Here is a 26,855-nt window from a genome sequence, read left to right on the forward strand (position 1 = left end):
TCCCATGGTCGAACGCCCACGCGACGAGGCAGGTCGCGCCCTCAATCCTCGCCCACGAGACCGATTCGGCCGCCCCCTACCGATGGGTAGCGTGGGCGTGCCGAGAATTCCGGACGATCTGAATCTTCCGCCCCAGCAAACACTTACCCTTGCCCAGCAACTCCTGGACGATGGTCTAGCATTCAACGCCCATGAGGTTTTGGAGGCCGCGTGGAAGAACGGACCGTTCGCCGAAAGGATGCTGTGGCAGGGGCTGGCGCAATACGCGGTCGGCCTGACGCACATACAGCGCGGTAATCCGAAGGGAGCGCGCACCCTGCTGACTCGGGCGGTGGGCAGGCTGCGGGCCTACGAATCAGGCGATAGCCGCAATTCGGACAACGAGAGCCATGGCGACGGGACGGACAACTCGACGGAACCCGGGAACCGCGCATTGCCCTACGACATCGATGGCGCGGGTCTGATCGCGCGCGCCGAAACACTGCTCGCCGCGCTGGACACCGGCGCCGCGATCACCGAGGACGATCTCAAGCCGCGACTGCGCGTCTGACCCGGACGCGCGGTCGACCGAGACGACAGCGCATCCGCCTACCATGGCAGTCGTGCCGCCCGCCCATGCCGACCAAAGCACCCGAGGCGCGGGCCGCTATGCGCCGAGCCCGTCGGGCGACCTGCATCTGGGCAACCTGCGCACGGCTCTGCTGGCCTGGCTGTTCGCGCGATCGACCGGGCGGCGGTTCCTGCTGCGGATCGACGACCTCGATCGGGTACGTCCCGGCGCGGCGGAGCGCCAGCTCGCCGACCTGAACGCCATCGGCTTGGACTGGGACGGCCCGGTGGTCCGCCAGTCCGAGCGCCTGCCGCACTACGACGCCGCCATCGAACGGCTCACCGCCGCCGGCCTGACCTACGAGTGCTATTGCACCCGAAGGGAAATCCAGCAGGCCGCGACCGCGCCGCACGGACCGATGGGCGCCTATCCCGGCATCTGCCGCACCCTGAGCGCCGAAGCCCGCGCCCGGCGCCGCGCCGAGGGCAGGCCCGCCGCGTTGCGTCTGCGCGCCGTGGCCGCCGATTTCGAGATCACCGACGAACTGCACGGCCGCTACCGCGGACCGGTCGACGACGTGGTGCTGCGTCGCGGCGACGGCACGCCCGCCTACAACCTCACTGTTGTGGTCGACGACGCCGAACAGGGCATCGACCAAGTGGTGCGCGGCGACGACCTGTTGTCTTCCACCCCGCGCCAGGCATATCTGGCGAGCCTGCTCGGATTGCCCAGTCCGCGCTACGCCCACGTGCCGCTGGTGCTCAACGAGAACGGCCAGCGGTTGGCCAAGCGCGACGGCGCGGTGACTCTCGCCGACCGGCTCGCCCTCGGCAACACGCCCGAGCAGGTGGTGGCCGTGCTCGCCGACTCGCTCGGCTACGCCGCGAGCACGCCGACGCAGCTCCTGGAACACTTCGATCCGGCGCGACTGCCCAAGGAACCTTGGATCATGACCGCCGACGGGTTGTTGCAACCCAGCGGGTGTCCGTAACGTACGGAATCGACCACGGATCAACCGATCACCACGAGGACAGAGCATGACGAGCGGTGGGTACGACCCCAACCAGCATCCCCAGGGCGGGCAGCCGTACGGCCAGCCGTACCCGCAAGGCCAGCAGCAGTACGGGCAACAGCCGCAGTACGGCCAGCAGCCGCAATACGGTCAGGACCCCTACGGGCAGCAGCAGTACGGCGAGCAGCAGCCGCAGTACGGTCAGCAGCAGCAGTACGGCCAGCAGCCCCAGTACGGTCAGGACCCCTACGGGCAGCAGCAATACGGCCAGCAGCAGCCGCAGTACAACCAGGACCCGTACGGTCAGCCGCAGTACGCGCAGCAGCAACAGGGCTACGGGGCCGGTGGTTTCGGCGGCGGGCAGCCCGGTGAGCTGCTGCCCCGCTTCGCCGCGCGACTGATCGACGGCGTCATCGCGGGTATTCCGTCGGGCATCATCGTCCTCGTGCTGGGGGCGGCGCTTGGCGGCGGCTTCCTCACCGACATCATCACCACCGCGGTGTCCGGCATCTTGATCACTGCCTACTTCGTGGGCATGGAGTCCACGCAGGGCGCGACGCTCGGCAAGAAGATCCTCGGCCTGCGGGTGGTCGCGCCCGGTGGTGCGGCCAAGATCGACCCGGTGACCTCGCTCAAGCGCAACGTCTTCCTCGCGGCGAGCGCGGTCTACTGCCTGGGCAGCCTGGTCTCGTTCGGTCTGGCGATCTACATCGCGGTGAGCATCGAGCAGGACCCGAACAAGCAGGGCTGGCACGACAAGTTCGCGGGCGGAACCCAGGTCGTCAAGGGCTGATCCACCCCCGGCAAGCGTTCAGGGGCGCACCCGCGATGCGGGTAGCGCCCCTGATTCGTTTTCGTGCGAGTGCTTTTCGGCTCAGACCCCGGCGACGATGCCGATGATGTTGAGCACCCAATACAGGATGCCGAGCACGATGCCGCCGACACCGACCCACACGCCGGCCTGGGCCATGCCCTTGCCTTCGTAGTTACCCGACTGCTTCATCTGATTCAGCGCGACGACGCCGAGCACCAGGCCGATGATGCTCGGCAGCAGGAAGCAGCAGGATGCGACGCCCGCGATGGAGACGATCATCGCGGCGATGGCCAGACCGTTGGAACCGCCACCCTGCGGCGCGCCGTACGGCTGATAACCCTGGGGATAACCGTAATTCGGCTGCTGCGGATAGGGCGCGGGCCCCGACTGGTACGGCGACCCGGCGGCGGGCTGCTGGTAGTTCGGGTACTGCGACTGCTGCGGGTACTGCGGCTGCGACGGCGGCGGCTGCTGCGGGTACTGCGGGGCGGAGGGGTACCCGGTCGGTTCGGAGGCCGGATACTGCGGAACCGAGCCCTGGGCGCCCGAGTCCGGCGACACGCCTTGGCCGCCGTACTGCTTCCACCACTCGTCGGAATCGCCGGGATTCGTCATGAGTACAGCGTAATGGGCGCAGGCGGACTGGGCCCCGCTTCAGTCGTGCGGGGGCAGGCGCGCGGACGGGCAGCGCCGACCGGAAAGCGGGGCGACAGCGGCCGGCGATGACGACAGGCCAACGCGGGCAGCCCCGAGCTGGGAAGATGATGCCCGTGAGTGATGTGCACAAAACCGAAGAACACGAAGAGTCTGGACGCCCCGCGCCGGACCACGCGGCATTCGCCCAGGTCGCGCGGGGGTACTACCCACTGATCGTCGCGCTGTTCACCGCGACGCTGATCATCTCCAATATCTGCGCCACCAAGGGCGTCGAATTCTTCGGCGACGAATCGGTGATGCTCGGACCGTTCCAGATCCTGCCGATCGTCACCGACGGCGCGTTCTTCCTCTTCCCCTTGGCCTATGTCCTCGGCGACGTGCTGAGCGAGGTGTACGGCTTCCGCGCCACCCGGCGCGCCATCTACTACGGCTTCGGCGCTTTGCTGCTGACCGTGCTGTGCTTCGCCGTCGTACTGCGCCTGCCCGCCGCGAGCTTCTACGAGAACCAGGAGGCGTTGCGCAGCATCATCGGCCCGGTGCCGCGGCTCGTGATCGCCGGTCTCGCCGGATATCTCGTCGGCCAGCTGCTGAATTCCGCGACGCTGGTGCTGATCAAGGAGCGCACCAAGGAGAAGCACCTGTGGGCCAGGCTGATCGGCTCCACCGTGGTCGGCGAATTCGCCGACACCCTGATCTTCTGCTCGATCGCCGCGGGCGCCATCGGCATCGAAACCTGGCAGCAGTTCGTGAATTACGTGATCGTCGGCTTCCTGTGGAAGACGCTGGTCGAGATACTGGTGATGCCGATCACCTATCGAGTGATCGCACTGCTGAAGAAGCGCGAACCCAGTTACGCGCCGCGCTCGGTCGATCCGCTGCACGCGTAGGACGCCGGACGCCGGGCAGGACTGACGCGGGTCCCGGCGCGCATCGCGGTTCAGCGGCCACCGTGTGCGGCCGTTGGCCAGGGCGTGCGGATGCGGCCCTGCCAGCGGCCGAGTGTTTCGGCCTTGAACTCGTCGAAGCGGCCGTCTTCGATGCTGGCGCGGATGCGGTCGACCAGGCGAATGGTGAAGCGCTCGTTGTGGATTGTGCACAGCGTGGCGCCCACCATCTCCTTGGCCTTGAAGAGATGGTGGATGTAGGCGCGGGTGTAGTTCGCGCAGGTGTAGCAGTCGCAGTTCTCGTCGATCGGGGTGAAGTCGCGGCGGAACCGGCTGGTGTTGATGTTGAAACGGCCCTCGTCGACATAGATGGCGGCGTTGCGGGCCACCCGCGACGGATTCACGCAGTCGAAGGTGTCCGCGCCGTTCTCCACCGCGACGAAGACGTCCTCCGGCTCGCTGATACCGAGCATGTGCCTCGGCTTGTCCTGCGGCAGTTCGTCGCAGCACCAGCCGACGATCGCGCCGAGGTTGTGCTTCTCCAGCGCGCCGCCGATGCCGTAACCGTCGAAACCCGTTCCGCCTGCACCCCGGATCGCCTCCAGTTCGCGACATGCCTTGCGGCGCAGGTCTTCGTACTGCGCGCCTTGGATGACGGCGAACAGCGCCTGGTAAGGACGGTGCGTGCGGGCTGCCGTCAGCCGCTCGTGCTCGTCGATGCAGCGCTGCGCCCACTCGTGTGTGCGCTGCAGCGACTTCTCTTGATAGCCGCGGGTGTTCAGCAACGTGGTCAGCTCGTCGAAGGCGAACATGATGTCCGCGCCGAGCTGGTGCTGGATGCCCATCGAGACTTCCGGGGTGAACCGGTGCTTGGAGCCGTCCAGATGGGAGCGGAACGTGACGCCGTCGTCGTCGACGGTGGCGAGGCGCTCCTTGCCCGCGGCGATGACGTCGTCGCTGCGCACGTCGACCGACTCCATGGCCAGCACTTTCTTGAACCCGACGCCGAGCGACATCACCTGGAAGCCGCCGCTGTCGGTGAAGGTGGGTCCCGGCCAGTTCATGAACGCGCCGAGCCCGCCCGCCTCGTCCACGATGTCGGCGCCAGGTTGCAGGTAGAGGTGGTAGGCGTTGGCGAGCAGCGCCTGCGCGCCCAGTTCGCGCATCGTCTCCGGTAGCACCGCCTTGACCGTCGCCTTCGTGCCGACGGGGATGAACGCGGGCGTCGCGATCGCACCGTGCGGCGTCTGGATGACGCCCGTGCGACCGTGCCGTCCGTCCAGCCGGGCGCCGACGGTGAACGAGAACGATTCCGGAGCTGACACGCCTCTCATCCTCTCAGGCGGCCCCGTGCGTTCCGCGTCTGACCGACCGGAGTCAGGCCTCGGCGGCAGCGGCGGCGAACTGGGCGCTGTACAAGCGGTAGTACGCGCCGCGCTCCTCGAGCAGCTGCTCGTGCGTGCCGTGCTCGACGATCCGGCCCGCCTCCATGACGACGATCAGATCGGCGTCGCGGATGGTCGAAAGCCGATGCGCGATGACGAAACTCGTCCGGTCCTTGCGCAGCGCCGCGGTGGCGTGCTGGACGAGCAGTTCGGTGCGGGTGTCCACCGAGCTGGTCGCCTCGTCCAGGACCAGGATCGACGGCTTGGCCAGGAACGCGCGGGCGATGGTGATCAGCTGCTTCTCACCCGCGCTGACGCCTGAGCCCTCCTCATCGATGATCGTGTCGTAGCCCTCGGGCAGCGCGTGCACGAAACGGTCGACGTAGGCGGCGCGTGCCGCGGCGAGGATCTCCTCCTCGCTCGCGTTCGGATTGCCGTAGGCGATGTTCTCGCGAATGGTGCCGCGGAACAGCCAGGTGTCCTGCAAAACCATGCCGATTCGGGAGCGCAGGTGGTCGCGGGTGATCTCGGTGATGTCGACGTCGTCGATGGTGATGGTGCCCGCGTCCAGCTCGTAGAAGCGCATGAGCAGGTTCACCAGCGTGGTCTTGCCCGCGCCGGTCGGGCCGACGATCGCCACCACGTGTCCCGGCTCGGCGACCAGCGAGAGCCGCTCGATGACCGGCTTCTCCGGTTCGTACCGGAACGAGACGGCCTCGAACTCGACCCGCCCGCGATCCACCGGCCGCGCGTTCTCCATGATCGGGTCCGGGCTCTGTTCCTCGGCGTCGAGGATCTCGAAGATCCGCTCGGCCGAGGCCACGCCGGACTGCAGCAGGTTCGCCATCGCGCCGATCTGGGTCAGCGGCTGACTGAACTGCCTGGAGTACTGGATGAACGCCTGCACCTCGCCGAGCGAGATGTGGCCCGTCGCCACCCGCAGGCCGCCGACCAGCGCCACCAGCACGAAGTTCACGTTCCCGAGGAACATGATCGAGGGCATGATCAGACCCGAGATGAACTGCGCCTTGAAGCTGGATTCGTAGAGCGCCTGGTTGCGCTCGTCGAACTCCCGGCCCACCTCGCGGCTGCGGCCGAAGGCGGTGACCACCTCGTGGCCCGTGTAGGCCTCCTCGACCTGGGCGTTCACCAGACCGGTGTACTTCCACTGGTCGACGAAGTGCGGCTTGGATCGTTTGGCGATCTGCGCGGTGACGACGATCGCGCCGGGCACGGTGAGCAGCGCGATGAGCGCGAGCAGCGGCGAGATCCAGAACATCATGATCAGGATGCCGATCACCGAGAACACCGAGATCAGCAGCTGGCTCATGGTCTGCTGCAGGCTCTGGGAGACGTTGTCGACGTCGTTGGTGACCCGGCTCAGTACGTCGCCGCGCGGCTGAGAGTCGAAGTAGCGCAACGGCAGCCGGTGAATCTTGTCCTCGACGTCGCTGCGCAGCCGCTTCACCGTCCTGTTGATGACGATGTTGAGCAGATAGCCCTGTAGCCAGCCGAATACCGAGGCGCCGATGTAGAGCGCGAGAACGACCAGCAGCACCCGGCCCACCGCGCCGAAATCCACGCCGACGCCGGGGACGACGTTCATGGCGTTGAGCATGTCGGCCAGGGTGTCGTTGCCGCCGGCACGCAGCCGCTCGACGGCCTGCTCCTTGGACAGACCGCGCATCGCCTCGAGGTTCCTGCCGACGACGCCGTCGAAGACCAGGTTGGTCGCCTTGCCGAGCAGGTACGGGCCGAGGGTGTTGAGCACCACCGAGACGATCGCGAGCCCGACGATGCACCAGACGTAGAACCGTTCGGGAGCCAGCCTGCGCAGCAACCGCTTCAGCGACGGCCCGAACGATTTCGCTTTGGCGTCCGGCGATCCGGGGGTGGGGGCCCCTGGCCTCATCGCGCCTCCTCCACGCTCAGCTGAGACGCCACGATCTCCTGATACTCGGGACAGTCGCGCAGCAATTGTTCATGGGTGCCGATGCCGGCCATCACGCCGTCTTCGAGCACCACGATCTGGTCGGCGTCGCGGATGGTCGCGATGCGCTGCGCCACGATGATCACCGAGGCGTTCTTGGTTTCCGGCTTCAGCGCCTCGCGCAGCCTGGCGTCGGTGGCGACGTCGAGCGCGGAGAACGAATCGTCGAAAAGGTAGACGCGCGGCTTGCGCACCAACGCACGCGCGATGGCCAGACGCTGACGCTGGCCGCCGGAGACCGTGGTGCCGCCCTGGGCAACCGGCGTCTCCAAACCCTGCGGCATCTCCCGCACGAAGTCGGCGGCCTGCGCGATCTCCAGGCAACGCCAGAGTTCTTCGTCGGTGGCGTCGGGGTTGCCGTAGCGCAGGTTGCTCGCGACCGTGCCGGAGAACAGGTACGCCTTCTGCGGCACCAGTCCTATTTGTTCGCGCAGCACCTCCAGGTCGAGGTGGCGAACATCGGTGCCGCCCACGTGGACCGCGCCGTCGGTGACGTCGATCAGTCGCGGGATCAGGTTGAGCAGCGTGGTCTTGCCGGAACCGGTGGAGCCGACGATGGCCGTGGTGGTGCCCGGCTCGACCTGGAACCGGATCGCGCGCAGCACGGGCTTCTCCGCGCCGGGAAACGCGAACTCGCAGAACTGGAAGTCGACGGAGGCCGGGTCGCCCTCGAACGGCTGCGGCACGGGCGGCGGCTGCACCGAGGACTCGGTGGCGAGCACCGCGCCGATTCGGTCGGCCGACACCGCGGCGCGCGGGGCCATCATGGCGAGGAACGACGCCATCATGACCGCCATCAGGATCTGCATGATGTAGGACAACATCGCGGTGAGCGAGCCGATCTGCATCTCACCGGAGTCGATCAGATGCCCGCCGAACCAGATCACCCCCACCGCGGTGATGTTGCTGATCAGCATGACCAGCGGGAACATCAGCGCCATCAGCCTGCCCACGCGCAGCGCCGCATCGGTGAGTTCGGTGTTGGCCAGGCCGAACCGCCAGGTCTCCTGCCGTTCCCTGACGAACGCCCGCACCACTCTGATGCCGGTGATCTGCTCGCGCAGCACCCGGTTGACGCCATCGATGCGCTCCTGCATATCGCGGAAGCCCGGCACCATCCTGGCCACGATGGATCCCATCGACAGCGCGAGCGCGGGCACCGCGATCAGCAGCAGCCAGGACAGGCTCAGATCTTCGCGCAGCGCCATGACGATGCCGCCGACGCACATGATCGGCGCCATCACCAGGATGGTCGCCGACATCACGATGAGCAGCTGCACCTGCTGAATGTCGTTGGTGTTTCGGGTGATCAGCGAGGGCGCGCCGAACATGCCGACCTCGCGGGCGGAGAACGTGCCGACCCGGTGCACGAGCGCACCGCGCAGATCCCGGCCCGCGCCCATGGCGGCCTGCGCGCCGAGATAGACCGAGAACGCGGACGCGACGATTTGCACGCCGGTGACCGCGAGCATCCACAGCCCGGTGCTCCAGATGTAACCGACGTCACCTTTGGTGACGCCGCCATCGATCAGATCGGCGTTCAGGCTCGGGAGGTAGAGCATCGCGATGACCGAAACCAGCTGGAGCGCAACGACCCCCGCCAGTTGTGCGCGGTAGGGGGACAGATGGGTCCTGAGCAGTCTGATCAACATGATGCTTGGCAGGCTACCGGCAATCGGTGACAGCTGTCGGGGAGTTTTCTCCCGGCGGAAATCCCCAGCTCAGCGCCGCGCCCAGGCGCCGGGATCACCGGTGAGCGCCTCCACGAACTCGGGCAAACCGTCGGCGACGATGTCGCCGACAGTCACGTTCTCCAGCACCGAGCGGATGTTCACCCGCAGTGCGATCCACACCCGCTGCAGCGGTTCGGCCGCGCCCGAGTACTTCACGTCCTCCGGCCGCTGCCCGCGGACCGAGGCGAGCGGGCCCTCGATCGCGCGAATCACATCGGCGATGGAGATCTCGGACGCGGGCCTGGCCAGCGAGTAGCCGCCGTCGGGACCCCGCCTGCTGACGACCAGCTCGGCGCGGCGTAGCTCCCCCAGCACGGTCTCGAGCACCTTCGGCGGAATCCGCTGCGCGGTCGCGATGGCATCGGCCTTGATCTTGGCCTCCGGTGTGGCCATTGCGATCTCCAGCAGGGTCCGCACCGCGTAATCGACCTTCGCGGTGATGTGCACGGCTACTCCCAGGCGTGTTCGACGACGCGCTCGAATCTACGCGGTGCCGCAGGCGGTCAACACGCAGGTGGCCGAGTCGAGCAGTGTGGATTCCAGCAGCGAGTCGTCGGCGCCAGGCACCAGCTCCGTCGAAATCAGCGCCACCCCGAGCACCTCGAGCGCGGCGCATGCCCGCAGCCGCGACTCGTCGGTCGGATCCGGGCCCGCCAGCCACTCGCGCAGCACTTTATTGGAATCCCGCAGGTCCGGGTATCGGTCGGCCATCGCGTTGACGATCGCCACCGCGTCGCGCACGCACAGCGCGCCTGCGTCGCGGTGCCGGATGAGCCCGCGCAGGTAGCCGCGCAGCACCGCGCGCACGCCTTCGGCGTTGTACGGAACCGCGTCGATGTCCTCGATGACCGAGCGCAGGTGGTCGATGATCGGGTCGATGATCGCCAATAGCAGATCGAGCTTCGAGGGGTAGTGATAGTACAGCGAAGCCTTTGTGATTCCCACCGCATCCGCGACCTCGCGAAGGCTCGTCTGCTCGAATCCCTTGGCGCCGAATAGCTTCACAGCGGCGTCGCGAATCGCGATTTTAGTGCCGCTACCTGCGAGAACGCTGTCGGGCGCGTTCGGTCCGGCCATCGGATGATCCTCTCATCAACTCTGCGCATGGCTAACGTTGCCACCGAAATTGAGGTTGTACCTCCACTTACCCGGTCGGTAGTCTACCTACCGCACGGTAGGCAGAAGCGTAAATGGAGGCGGGGGCAACGCCAAGCCCCCGCGAGAGTGTTGTCTGCACGCCACGAACCAGCACCCCCAGTCATCGCTAGGAGTACCCCTCGTGTCCGTTTACCTCTATAGATTCGGAAAGTTCGCTTTCCGCCGGAAATGGATAGTGCTTCCGGTCTGGCTTGTCCTGTTCTTGCTGATCGGTGGCCTCGGCTCGCAGCTCAGCAAGCCGATGAGCAACGACTTCAGCATGCCCGAGCTGCCCTCGGCCCGGGCCAACGAGATTCTCGACAAGCACTTCCCCGGCGCGTCGGACGCGTTCAAGTTCGACGCCGTCACCGGCACCTATGTCATCGGCGCGCCCGAGGGGCAGAAGCTCACCGATCCCGCGAACCGTGCGGCGGTCGAGGCGTTCATCGCCAAGCTCAACCAGCTCGACATCGTCGACCACGAGAAGCCGATCTCGAACCCGATCGACGCCGCCGAGAAGATGGGCTGCCTCGCCAACCCCGATCCCTCGCAGTGCAGCGGCGCACCGCTGAACGTGCTGAGCAAGGACGACCCGAACTCCGTCGCGTTCATGAGCGTGCCGTTCGGCATCGCGAAGTTCACCGACGTCACCGCGGAGAACCGCGCGGCGGCCTACGACGTGGCGGCCGAGGCCAGGAACTCCGGGCTCCAGGTCGAGGTGAGCGGCTCCATCGCCCAGACCCAGGAGCAGCCGAGCGGTACCGCCGAGATGATCGGCATGGGCGTCGCGCTGGTCGTGATGATCGTGGCCTTCGGCGCCATCGTGGCGGCCTTCGTGCCGATCGTCACCGCGATCATCGGCCTCGGCGCCGCCACCTCGGTCATCATGTTGGGCACCTCGATCATCGAGGTGCCGAGCTTCACCACGTTCCTCGCCTCGATGATCGGCATCGCGCTCTCGATCGACTACGCGCTGTTCATCGTGTCCAGGTACAAACACGAACTGGCCGTGCAGGATTCGCCGGAAGAGGCGGCGGGCACCGCGCTCGGCACCGCCGGTTCCGCGGTGGTGTTCGCCGGTCTGACCGTGATCATCGCCCTGGCGGGGCTCAGCATCGTCGGCGTCGAGTTCCTGACCTTCATGGGTCTCGGCGGTGCGATCGCGGCGGGCTTCGCGGTGATCACCGCGATCACGCTGATGCCCGCGCTGCTCGGCGCGTTCGGCCGGTTCCTGTTCAAGCCCAAGCTGCCGCTGGTCGCCAAGCACGACCCGGAAGACGACAGCGTCGTCACCAACGGCATGCGCTTCGGCCGCCTGATCGGCAAGGCGCCGTGGGCCGCGCTGATCCTGTCCGTCGTTGCGCTCGGCGCGCTCGCCGCGCCCGCGGCCGGACTGAACCTCGGCCTGCCCGGCGAGGACAGCATGCCCAAGACCTCCACCGTCCGTAAGGCCTACGAACTGCGCACCGAAGGCTTCGGCGAAGGCAGCAACGGCGTGCTCAACGTCGCCGTCGACCTGAGCAACGTCGCACCGGAGAAGCGGGACGAGGCGGTCGGCGCCCTGCGCGAACGGCTCGCGTCCTACGACAACATGGACTACGTCACCGAGCCGCAGTTCAGCGGTGAGGACAAGGCGGGCGCGCTGCTCGACGGCGTGCCGAAGTCGGGCCCGAACAACCAGGACACCAAGGACCTGGTGCGCGACGCCCGCGAAGCCGAAGCGGGCCTGAAGGCGCAGTACGGCATCGAATACGGCATCACCGGTACCACCGCCATCTACGCCGATGTCGACCACGTGCTGCTCAGCAAGATCGCGCCGTACCTGGCCATCGTGGCGGGCGCCGCGTTCATCCTGCTGATCCTGGTGTTCCGCTCGATCCTGGTGCCGCTGACCGCCGCGCTCGGCTTCCTGCTCTCCATGGCGGCCACCTTCGGCGCGACGGTGCTGATCTTCCAGGAGGGCAAGCTCGGCCTGATCGACGATCCGCAGCCGATCGTCAGCTTCATGCCGATCATGCTCATCGGTCTCGTGTTCGGTCTCGCCATGGACTACCAGGTGTTCCTGGTGACTCGCATGCGCGAGGAATACGTGCACGGCAAGTCGGCCAAGGAAGCGGTTGTCGCCGGCTACCACCACGGCGCGCGCGTGGTGACCTCGGCCGCGATCATCATGATCTCGGTGTTCGCCTCCTTCATCCTGGAGTCGGACGTCACGGCGAAGTCCTTCGGTTTCGCGCTGGCGGCGGGCGTGCTGTTCGACGCCTTCATCGTCCGCATGGTGCTGATCCCGTCGCTGCTGGTGATCATGGGCAAGTGGTCCTGGTGGATGCCGAAGTGGCTGGACCGCATCGTGCCCGATATCGATGTCGAGGGAACCAAGCTGCGTGATCTGCAGCGGAAGTCCGTCGAGCTGAAGAAGGAACCGGTCGCCGTGAGCTGAGCGGATTCCGCCGAACGTCGGCCCCGCACCCAGGTCCTGGGTGCGGGGCCGACGTGTTTTCGCGGGTTCTTGATCTCGTGCCCAGTTCGCAGCAGACTCGGGGTGTTCGACTCTTTGCTCGGTAGACCGCCTGCGCGTCGGCGCGGCGGAGGTAGTTCGCGAGCGCGTGCGGCTGAGCCCGCGTGTTCGTTCCCGAACCGGCTCGACCCGATCACCGCGAGGAGAACCCGTTGTCCGTGTATCTATACCGGTGGGGAAAGTTCGCTTTCCGCCGCAAATGGATCGTGCTGCCGGTATGGCTCGTCCTATTCCTGCTTCTCGGCGGACTCGGCGCCCAGTTGAAGGAGCCGATGACCGACGACTTCAGCCTGCCGAATCTGCCTTCCGAGCGGGCGACGGAAATCCTCGACGAACACTTCCCCGGCATGTCGGCGGCGTTCCGGTTCGATGCGGTCACCGGCACGTACGTGATCGGCGCGCCGACGGGACAGAGGCTCACCGATCCGGTCGACCACGAGGCGGTCGTGGCGCTGATCGGCAGCTTGGAGCGTCTCGACATCGTCGACCACGCCAAGCCGCTGGTCGACCCGATCGCCGCGGCCCAGCGGATGGGCTGCCTCGTGCCGAACCCGGACGTCTCCACCTGTAGTGGAGCCCCGCTGAACGTGCTCAACAAGACCGAGCCCGGCACCGTCGCGGTCGTCAGCGTGCCGTTCGCCATCGAGGAGTTCGCCGACATCACCGCCGAGCAGCGCGCCGCCGCCTACGACGCCGCCGACGCGGCGCGCAACGCCGGGCTGACGGTCGAGCTCAGCGGCACCATCGCGATCGAGCAGCAGGCCCCGAGCGGCAAGTCGGAGATGATCGGCATGGGCGTCGCGCTGGTCGTGATGATCGTGGCCTTCGGCGCCATCGTGGCCGCTTTCGTGCCGATCGTCACCGCCATCGTCGGCCTCGGCGCGGCCACCTCGCTGATCTTCCTCGGCACCTCGGTGCTGTCCATCCCCAGCTTCACCACGTTCCTCGCCTCGATGATCGGCATCGCGCTATCGATCGACTACGCGCTGTTCGTCGTGTCCAGGTACAAACACGAACTGGCCGTGAGGGATTCGCCGGAAGAGGCGGCGGGCACCGCGTTGGCCACGGCTGGGTCCGCGGTGGTGTTCGCCGGTCTCACCGTGATCATCGCGCTCGTCGGGCTCAGCGTCGTCGGCGTCCGGTTCCTGACGTTCATGGGTTTGGGCGGCGCCGTCGCGGCGGGCTTCGCGGTGCTCGTCGCGCTCACACTGATGCCCGCGCTGCTCGGCGCGCTCGGGCGGTTCCTGTTCAAGCCGAAGCTGCCGCTGGTCGCCGAGCACGATCCCGAGGACGACTCCGTCGTGACGAATGGCATGCGCGTCGCCCGGCTGATCGGCCGCGTTCCCGCCGTCACGCTGGCGCTCAGCGTGGTGGTGCTCGGCCTGCTCGCCGCGCCCGCGGCCGGACTGAACCTCGGCCTGCCCGGCGAGGACAGCATGCCCAAGACCTCCACCGTCCGTAAGGCCTACGAACTGCGCACCGAAGGCTTCGGCGAAGGCAGCAACGGCGTGCTCAACGTCGCCGTCGACCTCACCGACGTGCCCGCCGATCGCCGGGCGGAGGCGATGACCGCATTGCGCGACAAGCTCGCCTCCTACGCCGACATGGACTACGTGACCGAACCGACGCCGAGCCGTGACGGCAACGGCGCCCTGCTCGACGGCGTGCCGAAGTCGGGCCCGAACAACCAGTCGACCAAGGACCTGGTGCGCGACGCCCGCGCAGCCGAGGCGGGCCTCAACGCCGAGTACGGCATCCACTACGGCATCACCGGAACCACCGCCATCTACGCGGACATCGACCACGTGCTGCTCAGCAAGATCGTGCCCTACATGGCGATCGTCGCCGGGGCGGCGTTCGTGCTGCTGATCCTGGTCTTCCGATCCATCCTGGTCCCGCTGACCGGCGCGCTCGGCTTCCTGCTCTCCATGGCCGCGACCTTCGGCGCGACCGTGCTGGTCTTCCAGGACGGCAAGCTCGGACTGATCGAGGATCCGCATCCGATCGTCAGCTTCCTGCCCATCATGCTGATCGGCCTGGTGTTCGGCCTGGCGATGGACTATCAGGTGTTCCTGGTGACGCGCATGCGCGAGGAGTACGTGCACGGCGCCTCACCCAAGGAGGCCATGGTCAACGGTTACCACCACGGCGCGCGCGTGGTCACCGCGGCCGCGATCATCATGATCTCCGTGTTCGGGTCGTTCCTCTTGGAATCCGACCCGACCGCCAAGTCGATGGGTTTCGCCCTCGCGGCGGGCGTGCTGCTCGACGCCTTCCTGGTCCGGATGGTGTTGATCCCCTCGCTGCTGGTGCTGATGGGCGAGTGGGCGTGGTGGATGCCCAGGTGGCTGGACAAGATCGTGCCCGATATCGACGTGGAGGGCGCGCGGCTGCACGACCTTCGGGCCAGGGCGGTCGCCGCGCGGGAGTCCGTCACGGTCGGCGACTGACTCCCGCGCGGTCGAATCGGCTTCGCACCGGTTGGTACGTGGCCGTTTTCGTCCCGGTAGCCGAACGCCCTGCGCTACCGGGTTGCCACCGAGTCACTCACTCGGCCGCGGCACGACACAGTTCGACACCCTGGGGTTGAGACCCAGGTAATTCAGCGGCCCGGAGATCGCGGTGAGCGCGATCGTGCCGAATCCGGCGCAATTGATCGGCCCGCTGTTGAAGTACTGCCGCTGGCCTGCGGCGATCATGCCGACGGCCAACCACACCAGGAGCAGCAGACTGAACCACCGCATCCCGGATTCGCGCGCAGCCCGCCCGTGAGTCACTCGCTCGCGCATAGTCATCGCTTCCTTCCGCACTCGCGCCGATTGGCGTAAGGGGGGAGATACCCTCATGCCCACCGGTTACTCTCAGTGCGCTCGGCCACAATTCGGGCGACATTTCGCAACGGAGTAAGGCGTGCGTGGCAACCGGGCGGACGAAATTCTTTTACTTTGCACACCTAGCTTTCGGCTCGTGGTCGTCACCTCGGTTGAACAAATACCGCCGCGCACCCTTCCCCCACTCACCTCCCGAACGCCCGTAGACCGGGTGCCCGCGCCGCTGCTGGTGCTCGGCGCGATGGTCTCCATCCACCTCGGCGCGGCCGTCGCCAAGCAGCTGTTCGCGCTCGCGGGCGCGGATGTGGTCGCCTGCCTGCGCATCGTCGTCGCCGGTGTGATCGCGCTGCTGCTCTGGCGGCCCGCGCTCCGGGTGCGTCGCCGCGCGCTGCCGGGCATCGCCGGGCTCGGAATTTCCATCGCCGCAATGAATCTCAGCTTCTACGCGGCAATCGAGCGGATTCCGCTCGGCGTCGCGGTCACCATCGAATTCCTCGGGCCGCTCACCGTCGCGCTGCTCGGATCGCGCAAGATCCGCGACGCGCTCTTCGCGCTCCTCGCCGGCGGGGGCGTATTGCTGCTGATGGACTCCGGCGGGAAGATGTCTTGGACCGGTGTGCTTTTCGCGCTTCTCGCCGGCGCCGGATGGGGCGCGTACATCGCCTGTGGCGCGGTGGTCGGCCAGCACACGGCGGGCCACGACGGGCTCGCGCTGGCGATGGCTTTCGGCGGCGTACTCGTGCTGCCTTTCCTTGTGGCGCAGGGGGGTTCGGCACTACTGAACCCGATACTGCTGGCCGGGGTCGCCGTGGTCGCGGTGTGCTCGTCGCTGGTGCCGCACGCCGTCGAGCTGACCGTGCTGCGGCGGATCGAGGCGTCGGTGTTCGGTGTGTGGATGAGTCTGCAACCCGCGGTCGCCGCGGTGGCCGGGCTGGTGCTGCTCGGAGAGGGTCTGCACGCGGCGCAGTGGGCAGGCGTCGCGACCGTGGTCGCAGCCGCCGCTGGCTCGGCCTATTTCGCGGCCGATCGGCGACGCGGAGACGTCGCGATCGAGGCTGGGCACACGATGGCGGACAGCGCACCGCGGGATCTGACCGCGGCGGCACGCTGAACGAAACGGTCCCGGCGGTCGGAAGACCACCGGGACCGGATTCCGCCGCCCGGCGCGCTATCCGCGCGGACTACGGACTTGGCTGCGGCACATTGCAATCAGAGACCTTCGGGTTCACGCCCATGTAGTTGAGCGGCCCCGCGATCACCGTGACCGCGATCGTGCCGAAACCGGCGCAATTGACCGGACCGCTGTCGAAGTAGTCACGCTGGACACAGGCGGCCACCCCGATCAGCAACCAGATCAGGACAATCAGACTTCCGATTCTCATTGAACTCTCGCGCATCGTTCCCACGCGGACGGCTCGGCGGCGCATTTGGCGTCACATCCCTTCCCGCTTTCCATCTGTTCCGCGTATACCCGGAATTCGGGGTTCTACCGCGCGAACCGGACATTTCGTCCGCGTCGTGGCTAGGCGACCGCCGAAGCGCTCGCCGGCACGTGCGGCACCGCGGCGCGCGGGTCGAAGCCTTTGAACGCTAGGCCGATCACGAAGCCCGCCGCTTCCTCCAGTTGCCTGGCACGGTCGAGGCCGCCGAGCACAGCTGCTTCCGCGCCGGCACCTCGAACCAGGAACTCGGTGACGCGCAGAGCATTTGGATCGTCTCCGCAGATCGCCACGGTCACCGGGCGATCGGCCCGATCACCCCACTGCTCGGCGGGGAACAGGTGGAATGCCTTGACCACGTGCGCACCCGGCGCGAGTTCGGCCACGCGTTGCGCACTCGAGCCGCCGGGCGGCGTGGTCAGCACACCGACTCCGTGATCGACAGCATTGGTCGGGTCGATCAGCGTCGTCCCCGCGAGTGCTCCCGTGACGGATCCGGCGCTGCGCAGGATGTCGGCCACGCCTTCCCATGCCACCGCGAGCAGGACGGCGTCGACTCCGGCGACGGCCTCGCCGACCGTGGCAGCTCGCGCACCGCCACCCAGCCGAGCGGCCAGCAGCCGGGCCTTGTCCTGCGATCGCCCGGCGACGGTGATCTGGTGCCCCGCTCGCGTCCAACAGCCGATCTGTTCGCCCACACGTGGGACCCGGTCGTGCTGGTCGCTCTGCACAGCGGCCCGTGGAGCTGTAGGTCCGCACGAAAAAGCCCCTCACCCGAGTGATCGGGTGAGGGGCTGTGGCGGTGGCGGAGGGATTTGAACCCTCGGAGGGGGGTTACCCCTCACACGCTTTCGAGGCGTGCTCCTTAGGCCGCTCGGACACGCCACCGCCGACTAGGTTACCCGACCCGGTCCGGATCGCTAAATCGCCTGGGGGCGGTCCCGCTGCCGCGGCCCCGGTAAGCCCGGCAAGATGGGGGCGGTCCCGCTGCCGCGGCCCCGGAAACCGCAGGCGGTCCCGCTGCCGCGGCCCCGGAAAACGCAGGCGGTCCCGCTGCCGCGGCCCCGTAAAACGGGGGGCGGGCTCAGCGCTGGGTGCGGAAGAAGTCGTCGAGGAGGGCGGCGCATTCCGGTTCGAGGACGCCGGCGCGGACCTGCGGCCGGTGATTGAGCCGACGGTCGCGCACCACGTCCCACAGCGAGCCGACCGCGCCCGTCTTCGGCTCCCACGCGCCGAACACCAGCCGTCCGACGCGCGCGAGGACGAGCGCGCCCGCGCACATAGTGCACGGCTCCAGGGTGACGGCAAGGGTCGCGCCCTCCAGCCGCCAGCCGTCGCCGTGCACCTCGGCGGCGCGGCGCAGCGCGAGCACTTCGGCGTGCGCGGTCGGGTCGCCGAGCGCCTCCCTGGCGTTGGCGGCGCGGGCCAGCTCGCGACCGGAGGCGTCGAAGACCACCGCGCCGACGGGCACATCGCGCGGATCGGCGGCCGCGGCCGCATCCAGCGCGGCGCGCATCATCGCGACATCCGATACGAGCGGGTTCTCCGGCAACACACTCATGCCTGCGCCTCGCTGACGCTCGACCCCGGCATGCCCGATACGCGCCGCCGCACGACTCGCTCGCTCATGCGCGCACCGCGATCACCGCGGCAGCTTGTCCAGTACCGCCGAGAGTTCGTTGGCGAAACCAAGGCGCTGGGCGATCATGCCGAGCTGCTCGTCCGGGTACAGGTCGGTCTCGGCGAGAATCACGCTGAGCACCGGCTCGGGCAGGCCCAAGTCGGCGAGCACCGCGAGATCGCCCTCTTCCCACGGTTCGATGTCGTCGAGTTCGTCCGGATCGATATCGGGGATCTCGATATTCAAGGCCTCGAGCACGTCGGCGGCGATGTCGTAGTCGATCGCGGCGGTGGCGTCCGAGACCAGCAACCTGGTGCCGCTCGGCGCGGGCCGCAACACGATGAAGAACTCGTCGTCGATGTCGAGCAGACCGAAGACCGCCCCCGAACTGCGCAATGCCTTCAGCTCGTTTTCCGCGACGGACAAATCGGTGAGGGCCGCCTGGCTCAACGGACTACACCGCCATTTGCCTTCTTCGCGGACAACCGCCACTGCGAACCCTTCCACGTCGTCGTAATCTTCCGACGCCGCCCTGTTCGTGCCCGAGCGCTGTGCTGCCATGGCCGCAACGGTAGTCGGCTCGAGCTCAAATGTTGAAGTCGTATGCGAATCTGTTCCGGTGACTCGCGACCAGAAAGCACCGGTGTGTGTCCTCGGGACGGGCCTGATCGGCGGTTCCCTGCTGCGCGCCGCAGCGGCGGCGGGCTATACGGCATTCGGATACAACAGATCGCGGCCGGGAGCGGCCGCCGCGCGTGCGGACGGTTTCGACGTCGACGACGACCTGCCAGGTGTGCTCGGCCGGGCCGCCGAAGCCGACGCGTTGATCGTGATCGCGGTGCCGATGCCCGCGGTCGACCACATCCTCGCCTCGGTGGCCACCTTCGCGCCGGAATGCATGCTCACCGACGTGGTGAGCGTGAAGGCTCCGGTCGCCGCCGCGGTGCGCGAGCACGGGCTCGCGGCGCGGTACGTCGGCGGGCATCCGATGGCCGGTACCTCCGAATCCGGTTGGGCGGCTACCGATCCCGATCTGTTCCGGGGCGCGGTCTGGGCGGTCGGCGTCGATCCGGGTACCCATGCGGATCCGTGGCGGCGCGTCGCGGCGCTGGCGCTGGACTGCGGATCGGTGGTGGTGCCGGTGGCCGCCGAAGAGCACGATCGCGCCGTCGCCCGGATCTCGCATCTGCCGCACGTGCTCGCCGAGGCGCTGGCCGTCGCGGGCGCAGGCGGCGGGCCGCTCGCGCTGGGCTTGGCCGCGGGGTCCTTCCGCGACGGCACCCGGGTCGCGGCTACCGCTCCCGAGCTGGTGCGCGCGATCTGCGAACCGAACCGCGACGCACTGCTCACCGTGCTGGAGGAGACGCTGACGGTGCTCGGCGCGGCCCGCGACGCCCTGCGCGAGGACGGTTCGCTCGCCGACCTGACCCAGGCGGGCCACGACGCGCGGAACGACTACGAGACCGCCCAGCGCTGGGAGATCACCGACGTGCGGCCCGGCGACCACGACTGGCTGGAGCGGCTGCGCGAGGCCGGTCAGCGGGGCGGCGTGATCACCGCCGTCTGAACCAGGAAGCGACTCAGATGCGTTCGGCGAGCCCCGGGTAGTTCAGCAGGAAGCCGTCCTCGTCCACGGTGACCGTCGCGCTGGAGACCGGCGACAGCACGCTGATGCCGTCTGTCCCGCTGCTGTAGACCAGGCTGGCTTCCTGGACGAGCAGATCGGGCAGCCGCACGTACACCACCGGCACCTGAACGTCCTCCACCGCGTGCTGAAGCGCGTAGCGCCGGATCGGCAGGGTGTTGAAGAACGGGCTGAGCACCACGTCCACGTCGAGCGCGCCCGCGAAGGTGGAGCGGACGTGGCTGCCGCCCGCGTCGACCAGCCAGTAGTTCTCCTCGTCCCTCGCGATCGATGCGTGCCGCTCCCCCGCCGCGGTGGTCGCGCGCAGCGACAGCCGCTTCGTGACGCCGTTCTCGTCGGTGACCAGGTCGTAGGACGCGCTGAAGGCGGGGTGGTCCTCGCACGCGCCGCCGATCATGCGACCGGCCGCGCGAATGCGATTGCCGTTCAGTGTCACGCGCACCGATTCCATCCGCGTGGCGTTGTGCGCGCGCCACGTCAGAATCGCCGGCCACCGAGGTGCCGCCGGTTTGCTGTCGGGGGCGGGGGCTGGATTGGTCACGTATCTACCGTAAGCGAAAAAATCCGGCTCACTGATTTTTTGCGGCGCTCGCGGGTCCCTGCTCGGTCACGCCGCGCTACCTCCTCCTGGCCCGTCATGAACGCCGCGGCCATCACACGAGTGACTCGCGCCACGCGGCGTGCAGTCCGGCGAATCGGCCGGTGCCCTCGATCAGCTCGGCGGGGGCGCCGTCCTCGACGATCCTGCCGTGTTCGAGCACCAGCACGCGGTCCGCGATCGCCACCGTGGACAGCCGGTGCGCGATGATCACCGCGGTGCGGTCGCGCAACACCGTCTCCAGCGCCCGCTGAACCAACCTCTCACCCGGAATATCCAGGCTCGAGGTCGCCTCGTCGAGCACGATCACCGCCGGATCCGCGAGGAACACCCTGGCGAACGCGACCAGCTGCCGCTGACCTGCCGAGAGCCTGCCGCCGCGCTTGCGCACGTCGGTGCCGAAACCCTCCGGTAGTTTCACCACGAAGTCGTACAGCCCGACCGCGCGGGCGGCCGCGTGCACCTCGGCATCGGTGGCGTCCGGCCTGCCGAGGCGGATGTTGTCGGCGACCGACCCGGAGAACAGGTAGGACTCCTGGGTCACCATGACGACATTGCGCCGCAGGTCCGCGTCGGTGATCCGGCGCAGATCGATCCCGTCCAGCGTGACCGTGCCGCCGGAGGGGTCGTAGAACCTGGTCAGCAGTTTGGCCAGGGTCGACTTGCCCGCACCGGTCGCACCGACGAGGGCGATGACCTGCCCGGCCGGTATCTCCAGCGAGAACTCGGGCAGCACCGGCCCGCGCCCCGTCGCGGTCGCCGCGTCGAGCGTCTCCGGACCGGGCGCGGAGTCGTAACCGAACCACACCGCGTCCATCCGCACCGCGCCTCGAGCCTTGCCGAGCGGCGCCGGGTCCTTGGGTTCCGGCACCGAGGGCTCCTCCTCCAGCACGCCGGAGATCTTCTCCAGCGCCGCCGCGGCGGACTGGTAGGAGTTGAACACCTGGGCGAGCTCGTCGAGCGGGCCGTAGAACTCGTTGAGGTACAGCAGGTAGGCCGCGAGCACGCCGACGGCGAGATCGCCCTCGATCACCTGCCACGCGCCGACCACGATGACGATCACCGTGGTGAGGTTGCCGAGCAACCGGGTGAGCCCGGCGTAATCACCCATACCGCGCATGGCGGCGGTGGTCGCGGCCCGGTACTCGGCGTCCTCGACGGCGAGCACGGCCTCGTTGCGCTGCTCGCGGCGGAACGCCTGCACCGCGCGCATGCCGCCCATGGATTCGACGAACTGCACGACGACCTTGGCGATGGCGCCGCGGGTGCGCCGGTAGCCCGCCCGCTGCCTGCGCTGGGCCCACCTGGTCACCAGCGCCAGCGGCACGAAACCGATGAGCACGATGGCCGCGAGGGTCTGATCCAGGTAGACCAGCAGCGCGGCGATGGTGACCACGGAGAGGATCGCGCTCAGCGCCTGGTTCAGCGCGCTCTCCAGCAGTTCCTGGAGCGTCTCGATATCGCCGGTGAGCCGGGCGACCGCCTTGCCCGAGGTGTACTTCTCGTGGAAGCTCACGCTCAGCCGCTGCATGTGCGCGAACAGCCGGACGCGCAGGTCGAACAGCACGCTCTGGCTGAGCCTGCCCGAGACACGCAGGAAGCTGAAGGTGGTGCACACGCTGATGCCGACCACGGTCAGGTAGCCGGCGACGGTCAGCGTCAGCGGCGTCCAATTACCTTTGGCGCCTTCGGAAATGCCGGTGTCGAGCCCGTAGGCGACGAACAGCGGCGCCGACACGGTGGCCGCGTTGTCCACCACGATCAGCACCAGCGCCAGCACCGCGAGCCTGCGGTACGGGCGCACCAGGTCGCGCAGTAGCCGCCGCGACCGCCCGGCCAGCACCAGGTTTCCGGTCTCGGTGACCTCTTTGTCCTCGCTGGCGATGCCGCGCCAGTCGGCGACCTCGTCGACCGAATCCGGCGCGTTCACCGCGTCTTTCGACACGGTCTCGGTCGCGGTCACGATTCGCCTCCCATCAGTTCGCGGTAGCGGGGGCTGCTGCGCAGCAGCTGGTCGTGGCTGCCCTCGGCGACGATGCGGCCATCGGCGAGCAGCGCCACCCGATCGGCCAGTGCCGCGGTGGACGGCCGGTGCGCGACGAGCAGCGTTGTCGCGCCGGCCAATACGGTGCGCAGCCGCTCCTGCACCCGTTCCTCTGTCTCCACGTCCAGCGCCGACAGCGGATCGTCCAGCACCATGATCCTGGTGCGGTCACCGTCGCTCGCGCGGCCGAGCACCGCGCGGGCCAGGGCAAGCCGTTGCCGCTGGCCGCCGGACAGGCTCAGGCCCTGCTCGCCGATCCTGGTGTCGAGGCCCCACGGCAGCTTGTCCACGAAATCGGTGGCCTGGGCGACATCGAGCGCGCGGCGCACGTCCTCGTCGGTGGCCTCCGGGTCGCCGAGAGCGACGTTCTCGCGCACGCTCGCCGAGAACAGCACCGGGTCCTCGAACGCGACCGTCACCAGCGAACGCAGGTCCGATACCCGCATCGAGGCGATATCGATGCCGTCGATGGTGATCGCGCCGCCGGTCACGTCGTAGAGCCGCGGAATCAGGTTGAGCAGGGCGGTCTTTCCGCTGCCTGTCGCGCCGACCAGCGCCACCGTCTCGCCGGGCCGCACTTTCAGCGAGACGCCTCGCAGCACTTCGCGTTCCGCGTCCGGCGTCGGGTCCGTGTCCTCGTCCTCGCCGCGCGGAAACGCGAAACGCACCCCGTCCAAGGTCAATTCGCCCGCCACCCGCTCGGGCAGCCGCACCGGATCGGCCGGATCGGTGATGTCCACCGGGGTGTCGATGATCTCCCAGTAGCGGTCGGCCGCGGTGCGCGCGTCGTTCAGCTCGGCGAGCAGGAAGCCGGTCCAGATGATCGGCCACTGCAAGAAGGTCGCAAGCGTGACGGACGCGACGAGGGTGCCGAGCGTCATCGTGCCGTGCGCGACCGCGTAGCCGCCGTAGCCGAGCGCGAAGGCGATGGCCAGCTGCGGCATGCCCATCATGGCCGACCACAGCGTGGCGTCGAGCCGCGTCTTGAGCAGTTCGGTCTGCTGCAACTCGCGCGACTGGGCGGTGAATCGCGAACCGAAGAACAAGCCGCGGCCGAACGCCTTGAGGACGCGCACGCCCTGCACCGATTCCTCCGCGGTGGTGGCCAGGTCGCCGGACTGATCCTGCGAGCGCCGCGAAGCCACCGCGTAGCGCCGCTCGAATCGGGTCGCGATGAACACCAGCGGAATCGAGATCAGGCCGAAGATCAGGCCGACCCGCCAGTTCAGCAGGCACAGCACCAACAGGCCGATCGGGATCACCACGAGGTGGATCACCAGGAACGGTCCGGCGAACGCGACGAATCGCCGCATGATGGCCAGATCGTCGACGGCGCGCGAGAGCAGCTGGCCCGACTCCCAGGCGTCGTGGCGACCGATCGCCAGCGTCTGCAGCTTGCGGAAGATCTTGGCGCGCAACGTGATCTCGAACGACGTGGCGGGTTTGGAGACCAGCCATCGCCTGCCCCAGATGCCGGCCGCCTCCAGCAGGCCGAGCAGCAGCACCAGCAGGACTGGCGCCACCATACCCCCGTAATCGCGGTGCGCGATGGGTCCGTCGATGATGCGCGCGATCAGCAGCGGGATGACGACGGCGGTCAGGGTCGCCAGCACCGCCAATGTGGTCGCCCCGAGCAGGGCGGCCCGGTGCGGGCGCAGGTACGGCCCGAAGCGCCGCAACGAATGCAGGCGGCCCGGCGGCCTCGCGGCGGGCCGCTCAGGTCTGTCCGCGTCCGATTCGGCCGACGGCAGCTCCAGCGTGACTGACAATGCTCCCCCTCGTTGTCTGTGGATCGCGGTGTCGAGTGATCCGGCCTCCCGGCGATGTTCGCACCGGGGTCCGACATCTCAGGGTGGCACCGCCGACCGTTTCGGCCAACCGATTTTCGCGCACCCGCGGCCCGCGCCGCGGGTGCGAGCTGCGGCAATGCCGATAGTCGCCGGATACCTCGACCGTCGAAACCCCCTGTGAGACGGCGGGCGCCCGTTCCCGAACGGGCGCCCGCCGTCTACTCAGTGAACGCCCGCGCCTTCCGGCTCGCGGTCCAGCTCGTCGGGGAACGACTGCTGCCGGTACCCGCCGCGCAGCGTGCCTTCCAGGTACGCGGTGCGGCAGGCCCGCCGGGCGATCTTTCCGCTGGAGGTGCGCGGGATCGAGCCCGCGGGTACCAGCAATAGATCACGAACCGTCACGCCGTGGCGTTGCGCGATGGCGGCACGCACCGCCTCGGCGATCGGGCCCGGATCCGCCTTGGCCGCGCCGGTAGCGCGCTCGGCCACGACGACCAACTGTTCCGACGTGTCCTCGGCGTCGAATCGCGTTCCCGCGCCGCTCTGTTCGAGCGCCTCCGCGGGCAACTGATTGGCGGGCACCGAGAACGCGGCGACGAAGCCCGGGCGCAGTGCCGTGCTCGCCTCCTGCGCCGAGAACTCCAGATCCTGCGGGTAGTGGTTGCGGCCGTCGACGATCACCAGGTCCTTCACCCGGCCGGTGATGTACAGCTCGCCCTCGAAGTACGCGCCGAAATCGCCGGTGCGCATCCATTTCGCGTCCTCGGCGGCGCCTTCCGCGCGACTGCCTTCCGGCAGCCGCCGCAGCCGGTTGTGGAAGGTCGCCGCGGATTCCTCCGGCCGCCCCCAGTAGCCGATGCCCATGTTGTCGCCGTGCAGCCAGATCTCGCCCACCTCACCGTCCGGCCGTTCCTCGCCGGTCTCCGGATCGACGATCGCGGCCCACTGCGACAGCGCGACATAACCGCACGACACCTGCGCGATGGCGTTCTCGGTGCCCGGCTCGACCTGAACCATCCGGCCCGCGTTGAGCTCGCACCGGTCGACGTAGACGACCTTGGCCTCGTCCTCGGCCTTGGTCGCCGAGACGAACAGTGTCGCCTCGGCCATGCCGTAGCACGGCTTGATCGCGGTCTTGGGCAGACCGTAGGGGGCGAACGCGTCGTTGAACTTCTTGATCGAAGTCACCGAGACCGGCTCGCTGCCGTTGATCAACCCGATGACGTTCGACAGGTCCAATATCTCGCCCTGCTTCGGCAACCCGCGCTCCGCCGCGTGCTCGAACGCGAAATTCGGTGCGGCGGCGAAGGTTCCCGCGCCGTCGGAGACCGCGGCCAGCTCCTTGATCCAGCGGTACGGGCGGCGAACGAACGCGCTCGGCGACATGATCGTGATGAACCCGCCGCCGATGGTCGGCAGGATCACGCACAGCAGGCCCATGTCGTGGAACAGCGGCAGCCAGGTGACGCCGCGCGAATTCTCGGTGACGCCGATGGCGTCGATCATCTGCAGCAGATTGGTGCCGACCGCGCGGTGGGTGATCTCAACGCCCGCCGGTACCCGGGTCGAGCCCGAGGTGTACTGCAGGTAGGCGATGCTATCGATGTCGATGTCCGGGTGCACCCAGCTCGCGCCGACACCATCCGGGATCGCGTCCACGGCGATGATGCGCGGGCGCTGCATCGCCGGCAGATGACGGAAGAAATTCCGCACACCCGAGGCCGCCGTCGATATCGTCAGAATCACCGAGGGGGCGCAGTCGGCGAGCACCGCGTGCAGCCGGTCGGTGTGCCCCTGCTCCTCCGGATCGAACAGCGGCACCGCGATGGTGCCCGCGTAGACCGCGGCGAAGATCGAGACCACGTAGTCCAAGCCCTGCGGGGCGAGGATCGCGACCCGGTCGTGCGGCTTCGCGACCTGCTGCAACCGGGCCGCCACCGCGTGCAGCCGCACGCCGAACTGACCCCAGGTCAGGTCCCGGTACTCGCCCTCGCGTTCGCGCGAATAGTCGATGAAGCGGTACGCGAGACGGTCCGGGCTCGTCGCCGCGTGGTGGTCGACGAAGTCGATCAGAGTCTTGTCGCCCGGGATCGTGATGTTGCCCTGCTCGTCCAGATAGTCGTCAAAGGTCTCGCGGATCATCGCCATCCTTATCCAACGCACGCACGAAAACCGTGCTGTGACACCGAAGACAGATCGACAGCGGA

23 protein-coding genes and 1 tRNA gene are annotated in these 26,855 nt (G+C 68.2%); 8 read left to right on the forward strand and 16 right to left on the reverse strand.

Annotation, left to right across the window (positions count from 1 at the left end; genetic code table 11):
- Positions 1 to 4: 4 nt before the first annotated feature.
- Genes NX1_RS13490 through NX1_RS13500 form a run of 3 tightly spaced genes read left to right on the forward strand, consistent with a single transcriptional unit; the run spans position 5 to position 2,355 of the window.
- Entirely contained in the window at positions 5 to 550 is a 546-nt protein-coding gene (locus NX1_RS13490; RefSeq protein ID WP_068058457.1) for a DUF309 domain-containing protein, read from the forward strand.
- Between the two features lie 52 nt (positions 551 to 602).
- The gene (gluQRS, locus tag NX1_RS13495; RefSeq protein WP_245668483.1) at positions 603 to 1,541 is read left to right on the forward strand and encodes a tRNA glutamyl-Q(34) synthetase GluQRS; all 939 of its coding nucleotides are present in this window, start codon (positions 603 to 605) and stop codon (positions 1,539 to 1,541) included.
- A gap of 46 nt (positions 1,542 to 1,587) precedes the next feature.
- Positions 1,588 to 2,355 carry an RDD family protein gene (locus tag NX1_RS13500; protein WP_068058275.1) on the forward strand — a complete coding sequence of 256 codons (768 nt, stop codon included), beginning with the start codon at positions 1,588 to 1,590 and terminating at the stop codon, positions 2,353 to 2,355.
- A gap of 81 nt (positions 2,356 to 2,436) precedes the next feature.
- Here the strand turns inward: NX1_RS13500 and NX1_RS13505 are convergent, their stop codons facing one another.
- On the reverse strand, positions 2,437 to 2,991 hold the full coding sequence (locus NX1_RS13505; protein ID WP_068058277.1) for a DUF4190 domain-containing protein: 555 nt from the start codon (positions 2,989 to 2,991) through the stop codon (positions 2,437 to 2,439).
- Positions 2,992 to 3,137: 146 nt separating this feature from the next.
- On the opposite strand from NX1_RS13505, the gene NX1_RS13510 reads away from it, so the two are divergent.
- Complete coding sequence (locus NX1_RS13510; RefSeq protein ID WP_068058279.1) at positions 3,138 to 3,920, forward strand: queuosine precursor transporter; 783 nt, start codon at positions 3,138 to 3,140, stop codon at positions 3,918 to 3,920.
- Positions 3,921 to 3,970: 50 nt separating this feature from the next.
- Here the strand turns inward: NX1_RS13510 and tgt are convergent, their stop codons facing one another.
- The 5 genes from tgt to NX1_RS13535 all read right to left on the reverse strand — a co-directional run bounded on the left by tgt (position 3,971) and on the right by NX1_RS13535 (position 10,102).
- Positions 3,971 to 5,251, reverse strand: coding sequence for a tRNA guanosine(34) transglycosylase Tgt (tgt, locus tag NX1_RS13515; RefSeq protein ID WP_068058280.1), 1,281 nt, complete (start codon positions 5,249 to 5,251; stop codon positions 3,971 to 3,973).
- A gap of 43 nt (positions 5,252 to 5,294) precedes the next feature.
- The gene (locus NX1_RS13520) at positions 5,295 to 7,214 is read right to left on the reverse strand and encodes an ABC transporter ATP-binding protein (RefSeq protein ID WP_068058281.1); all 1,920 of its coding nucleotides are present in this window, start codon (positions 7,212 to 7,214) and stop codon (positions 5,295 to 5,297) included.
- Positions 7,211 to 8,944 (reverse strand): ABC transporter ATP-binding protein, encoded by a 1,734-nt coding sequence (locus NX1_RS13525; protein ID WP_068058282.1) that lies wholly within the window; start codon positions 8,942 to 8,944, stop codon positions 7,211 to 7,213. The genes NX1_RS13520 and NX1_RS13525 overlap by 4 nt, the downstream gene beginning before the upstream one ends.
- A 69-nt stretch (positions 8,945 to 9,013) precedes the next feature.
- Complete coding sequence (locus NX1_RS13530) at positions 9,014 to 9,472, reverse strand: RrF2 family transcriptional regulator (RefSeq protein ID WP_068058283.1); 459 nt, start codon at positions 9,470 to 9,472, stop codon at positions 9,014 to 9,016.
- Between the two features lie 36 nt (positions 9,473 to 9,508).
- Positions 9,509 to 10,102 (reverse strand): TetR/AcrR family transcriptional regulator, encoded by a 594-nt coding sequence (locus NX1_RS13535; RefSeq protein WP_068058285.1) that lies wholly within the window; start codon positions 10,100 to 10,102, stop codon positions 9,509 to 9,511.
- Between the two features lie 202 nt (positions 10,103 to 10,304).
- On the opposite strand from NX1_RS13535, the gene NX1_RS13540 reads away from it, so the two are divergent.
- Together NX1_RS13540 and NX1_RS13545 are read left to right on the forward strand one after the other, a co-directional pair.
- Positions 10,305 to 12,602 (forward strand): MMPL family transporter, encoded by a 2,298-nt coding sequence (locus NX1_RS13540; protein ID WP_068058287.1) that lies wholly within the window; start codon positions 10,305 to 10,307, stop codon positions 12,600 to 12,602.
- A gap of 230 nt (positions 12,603 to 12,832) precedes the next feature.
- Complete coding sequence (locus NX1_RS13545; protein ID WP_068058459.1) at positions 12,833 to 15,130, forward strand: MMPL family transporter; 2,298 nt, start codon at positions 12,833 to 12,835, stop codon at positions 15,128 to 15,130.
- 93 nt (positions 15,131 to 15,223) lie between these two features.
- Here NX1_RS13545 and NX1_RS13550 read toward each other — a convergent pair whose 3' ends face one another.
- Positions 15,224 to 15,469, reverse strand: a complete 246-nt coding sequence (locus NX1_RS13550) for a hypothetical protein (protein WP_245668484.1) — start codon at positions 15,467 to 15,469, stop codon at positions 15,224 to 15,226.
- Positions 15,470 to 15,647: 178 nt separating this feature from the next.
- Between NX1_RS13550 and NX1_RS13555 the strand changes: the two genes are divergently transcribed.
- On the forward strand, positions 15,648 to 16,622 hold the full coding sequence (locus NX1_RS13555) for an EamA family transporter (protein WP_084501396.1): 975 nt from the start codon (positions 15,648 to 15,650) through the stop codon (positions 16,620 to 16,622).
- Positions 16,623 to 16,692: 70 nt separating this feature from the next.
- Here NX1_RS13555 and NX1_RS13560 read toward each other — a convergent pair whose 3' ends face one another.
- The 5 genes from NX1_RS13560 to NX1_RS13580 form a co-directional block, all read right to left on the reverse strand.
- Positions 16,693 to 16,893, reverse strand: coding sequence for a hypothetical protein (locus NX1_RS13560; RefSeq protein WP_068058293.1), 201 nt, complete (start codon positions 16,891 to 16,893; stop codon positions 16,693 to 16,695).
- A gap of 140 nt (positions 16,894 to 17,033) precedes the next feature.
- Positions 17,034 to 17,648 carry an NADPH-dependent F420 reductase gene (locus tag NX1_RS13565; RefSeq protein ID WP_068058295.1) on the reverse strand — a complete coding sequence of 205 codons (615 nt, stop codon included), beginning with the start codon at positions 17,646 to 17,648 and terminating at the stop codon, positions 17,034 to 17,036.
- Between the two features lie 99 nt (positions 17,649 to 17,747).
- Positions 17,748 to 17,838 (reverse strand) — tRNA-Ser (locus NX1_RS13570).
- A gap of 196 nt (positions 17,839 to 18,034) precedes the next feature.
- Positions 18,035 to 18,511 (reverse strand): nucleoside deaminase, encoded by a 477-nt coding sequence (locus tag NX1_RS13575; RefSeq protein WP_068058297.1) that lies wholly within the window; start codon positions 18,509 to 18,511, stop codon positions 18,035 to 18,037.
- Between the two features lie 81 nt (positions 18,512 to 18,592).
- Entirely contained in the window at positions 18,593 to 19,132 is a 540-nt protein-coding gene (locus NX1_RS13580) for a tRNA adenosine deaminase-associated protein (RefSeq protein ID WP_067789685.1), read from the reverse strand.
- A gap of 58 nt (positions 19,133 to 19,190) precedes the next feature.
- Between NX1_RS13580 and NX1_RS13585 the strand changes: the two genes are divergently transcribed.
- Positions 19,191 to 20,138 (forward strand): prephenate dehydrogenase, encoded by a 948-nt coding sequence (locus NX1_RS13585; RefSeq protein ID WP_068058299.1) that lies wholly within the window; start codon positions 19,191 to 19,193, stop codon positions 20,136 to 20,138.
- Positions 20,139 to 20,151: 13 nt separating this feature from the next.
- Here NX1_RS13585 and NX1_RS13590 read toward each other — a convergent pair whose 3' ends face one another.
- The 4 genes from NX1_RS13590 to fadD32 form a co-directional block, all read right to left on the reverse strand.
- On the reverse strand, positions 20,152 to 20,757 hold the full coding sequence (locus NX1_RS13590) for a putative glycolipid-binding domain-containing protein (RefSeq protein ID WP_084501399.1): 606 nt from the start codon (positions 20,755 to 20,757) through the stop codon (positions 20,152 to 20,154).
- 112 nt (positions 20,758 to 20,869) lie between these two features.
- Positions 20,870 to 22,759, reverse strand: coding sequence for an ABC transporter ATP-binding protein (locus NX1_RS13595; RefSeq protein WP_068058463.1), 1,890 nt, complete (start codon positions 22,757 to 22,759; stop codon positions 20,870 to 20,872).
- Positions 22,760 to 22,773: 14 nt separating this feature from the next.
- Complete coding sequence (locus NX1_RS13600) at positions 22,774 to 24,627, reverse strand: ABC transporter ATP-binding protein (protein ID WP_068058301.1); 1,854 nt, start codon at positions 24,625 to 24,627, stop codon at positions 22,774 to 22,776.
- Between the two features lie 243 nt (positions 24,628 to 24,870).
- Entirely contained in the window at positions 24,871 to 26,790 is a 1,920-nt protein-coding gene (fadD32, locus tag NX1_RS13605; protein WP_068058465.1) for a long-chain-fatty-acid--AMP ligase FadD32, read from the reverse strand.
- Between the last annotated feature and the right edge of the window lie 65 nt (positions 26,791 to 26,855).

Source organism: Nocardia xishanensis NBRC 101358 (assembly GCF_001613365.1).
Lineage (GTDB): Bacteria > Actinomycetota > Actinomycetes > Mycobacteriales > Mycobacteriaceae > Nocardia > Nocardia xishanensis.

What these genes read in the sequence shown, in the direction of transcription:
- NX1_RS13490 (WP_068058457.1), top strand. Translation starts at nt 5, where the DNA reads ATGGTCGAACGCCCACGCGACGAGGCAGGTCGCGCCCTCAATCCTCGC.
- NX1_RS13500 (WP_068058275.1), top strand. Translation starts at nt 1,588, where the DNA reads ATGACGAGCGGTGGGTACGACCCCAACCAGCATCCCCAGGGCGGGCAG.
- NX1_RS13505 (WP_068058277.1), bottom strand. Translation starts at nt 2,991, where the DNA reads ATGACGAATCCCGGCGATTCCGACGAGTGGTGGAAGCAGTACGGCGGC.
- NX1_RS13510 (WP_068058279.1), top strand. Translation starts at nt 3,138, where the DNA reads ATGATGCCCGTGAGTGATGTGCACAAAACCGAAGAACACGAAGAGTCT.
- tgt (WP_068058280.1), bottom strand. Translation starts at nt 5,251, where the DNA reads ATGAGAGGCGTGTCAGCTCCGGAATCGTTCTCGTTCACCGTCGGCGCC.
- NX1_RS13520 (WP_068058281.1), bottom strand. Translation starts at nt 7,214, where the DNA reads ATGAGGCCAGGGGCCCCCACCCCCGGATCGCCGGACGCCAAAGCGAAA.
- NX1_RS13525 (WP_068058282.1), bottom strand. Translation starts at nt 8,944, where the DNA reads ATGTTGATCAGACTGCTCAGGACCCATCTGTCCCCCTACCGCGCACAA.
- NX1_RS13535 (WP_068058285.1), bottom strand. Translation starts at nt 10,102, where the DNA reads ATGGCCGGACCGAACGCGCCCGACAGCGTTCTCGCAGGTAGCGGCACT.
- NX1_RS13550 (WP_245668484.1), bottom strand. Translation starts at nt 15,469, where the DNA reads ATGCGCGAGCGAGTGACTCACGGGCGGGCTGCGCGCGAATCCGGGATG.
- NX1_RS13560 (WP_068058293.1), bottom strand. Translation starts at nt 16,893, where the DNA reads ATGAGAATCGGAAGTCTGATTGTCCTGATCTGGTTGCTGATCGGGGTG.
- NX1_RS13575 (WP_068058297.1), bottom strand. Translation starts at nt 18,511, where the DNA reads ATGAGTGTGTTGCCGGAGAACCCGCTCGTATCGGATGTCGCGATGATG.
- NX1_RS13580 (WP_067789685.1), bottom strand. Translation starts at nt 19,132, where the DNA reads ATGGCAGCACAGCGCTCGGGCACGAACAGGGCGGCGTCGGAAGATTAC.
- fadD32 (WP_068058465.1), bottom strand. Translation starts at nt 26,790, where the DNA reads ATGATCCGCGAGACCTTTGACGACTATCTGGACGAGCAGGGCAACATC.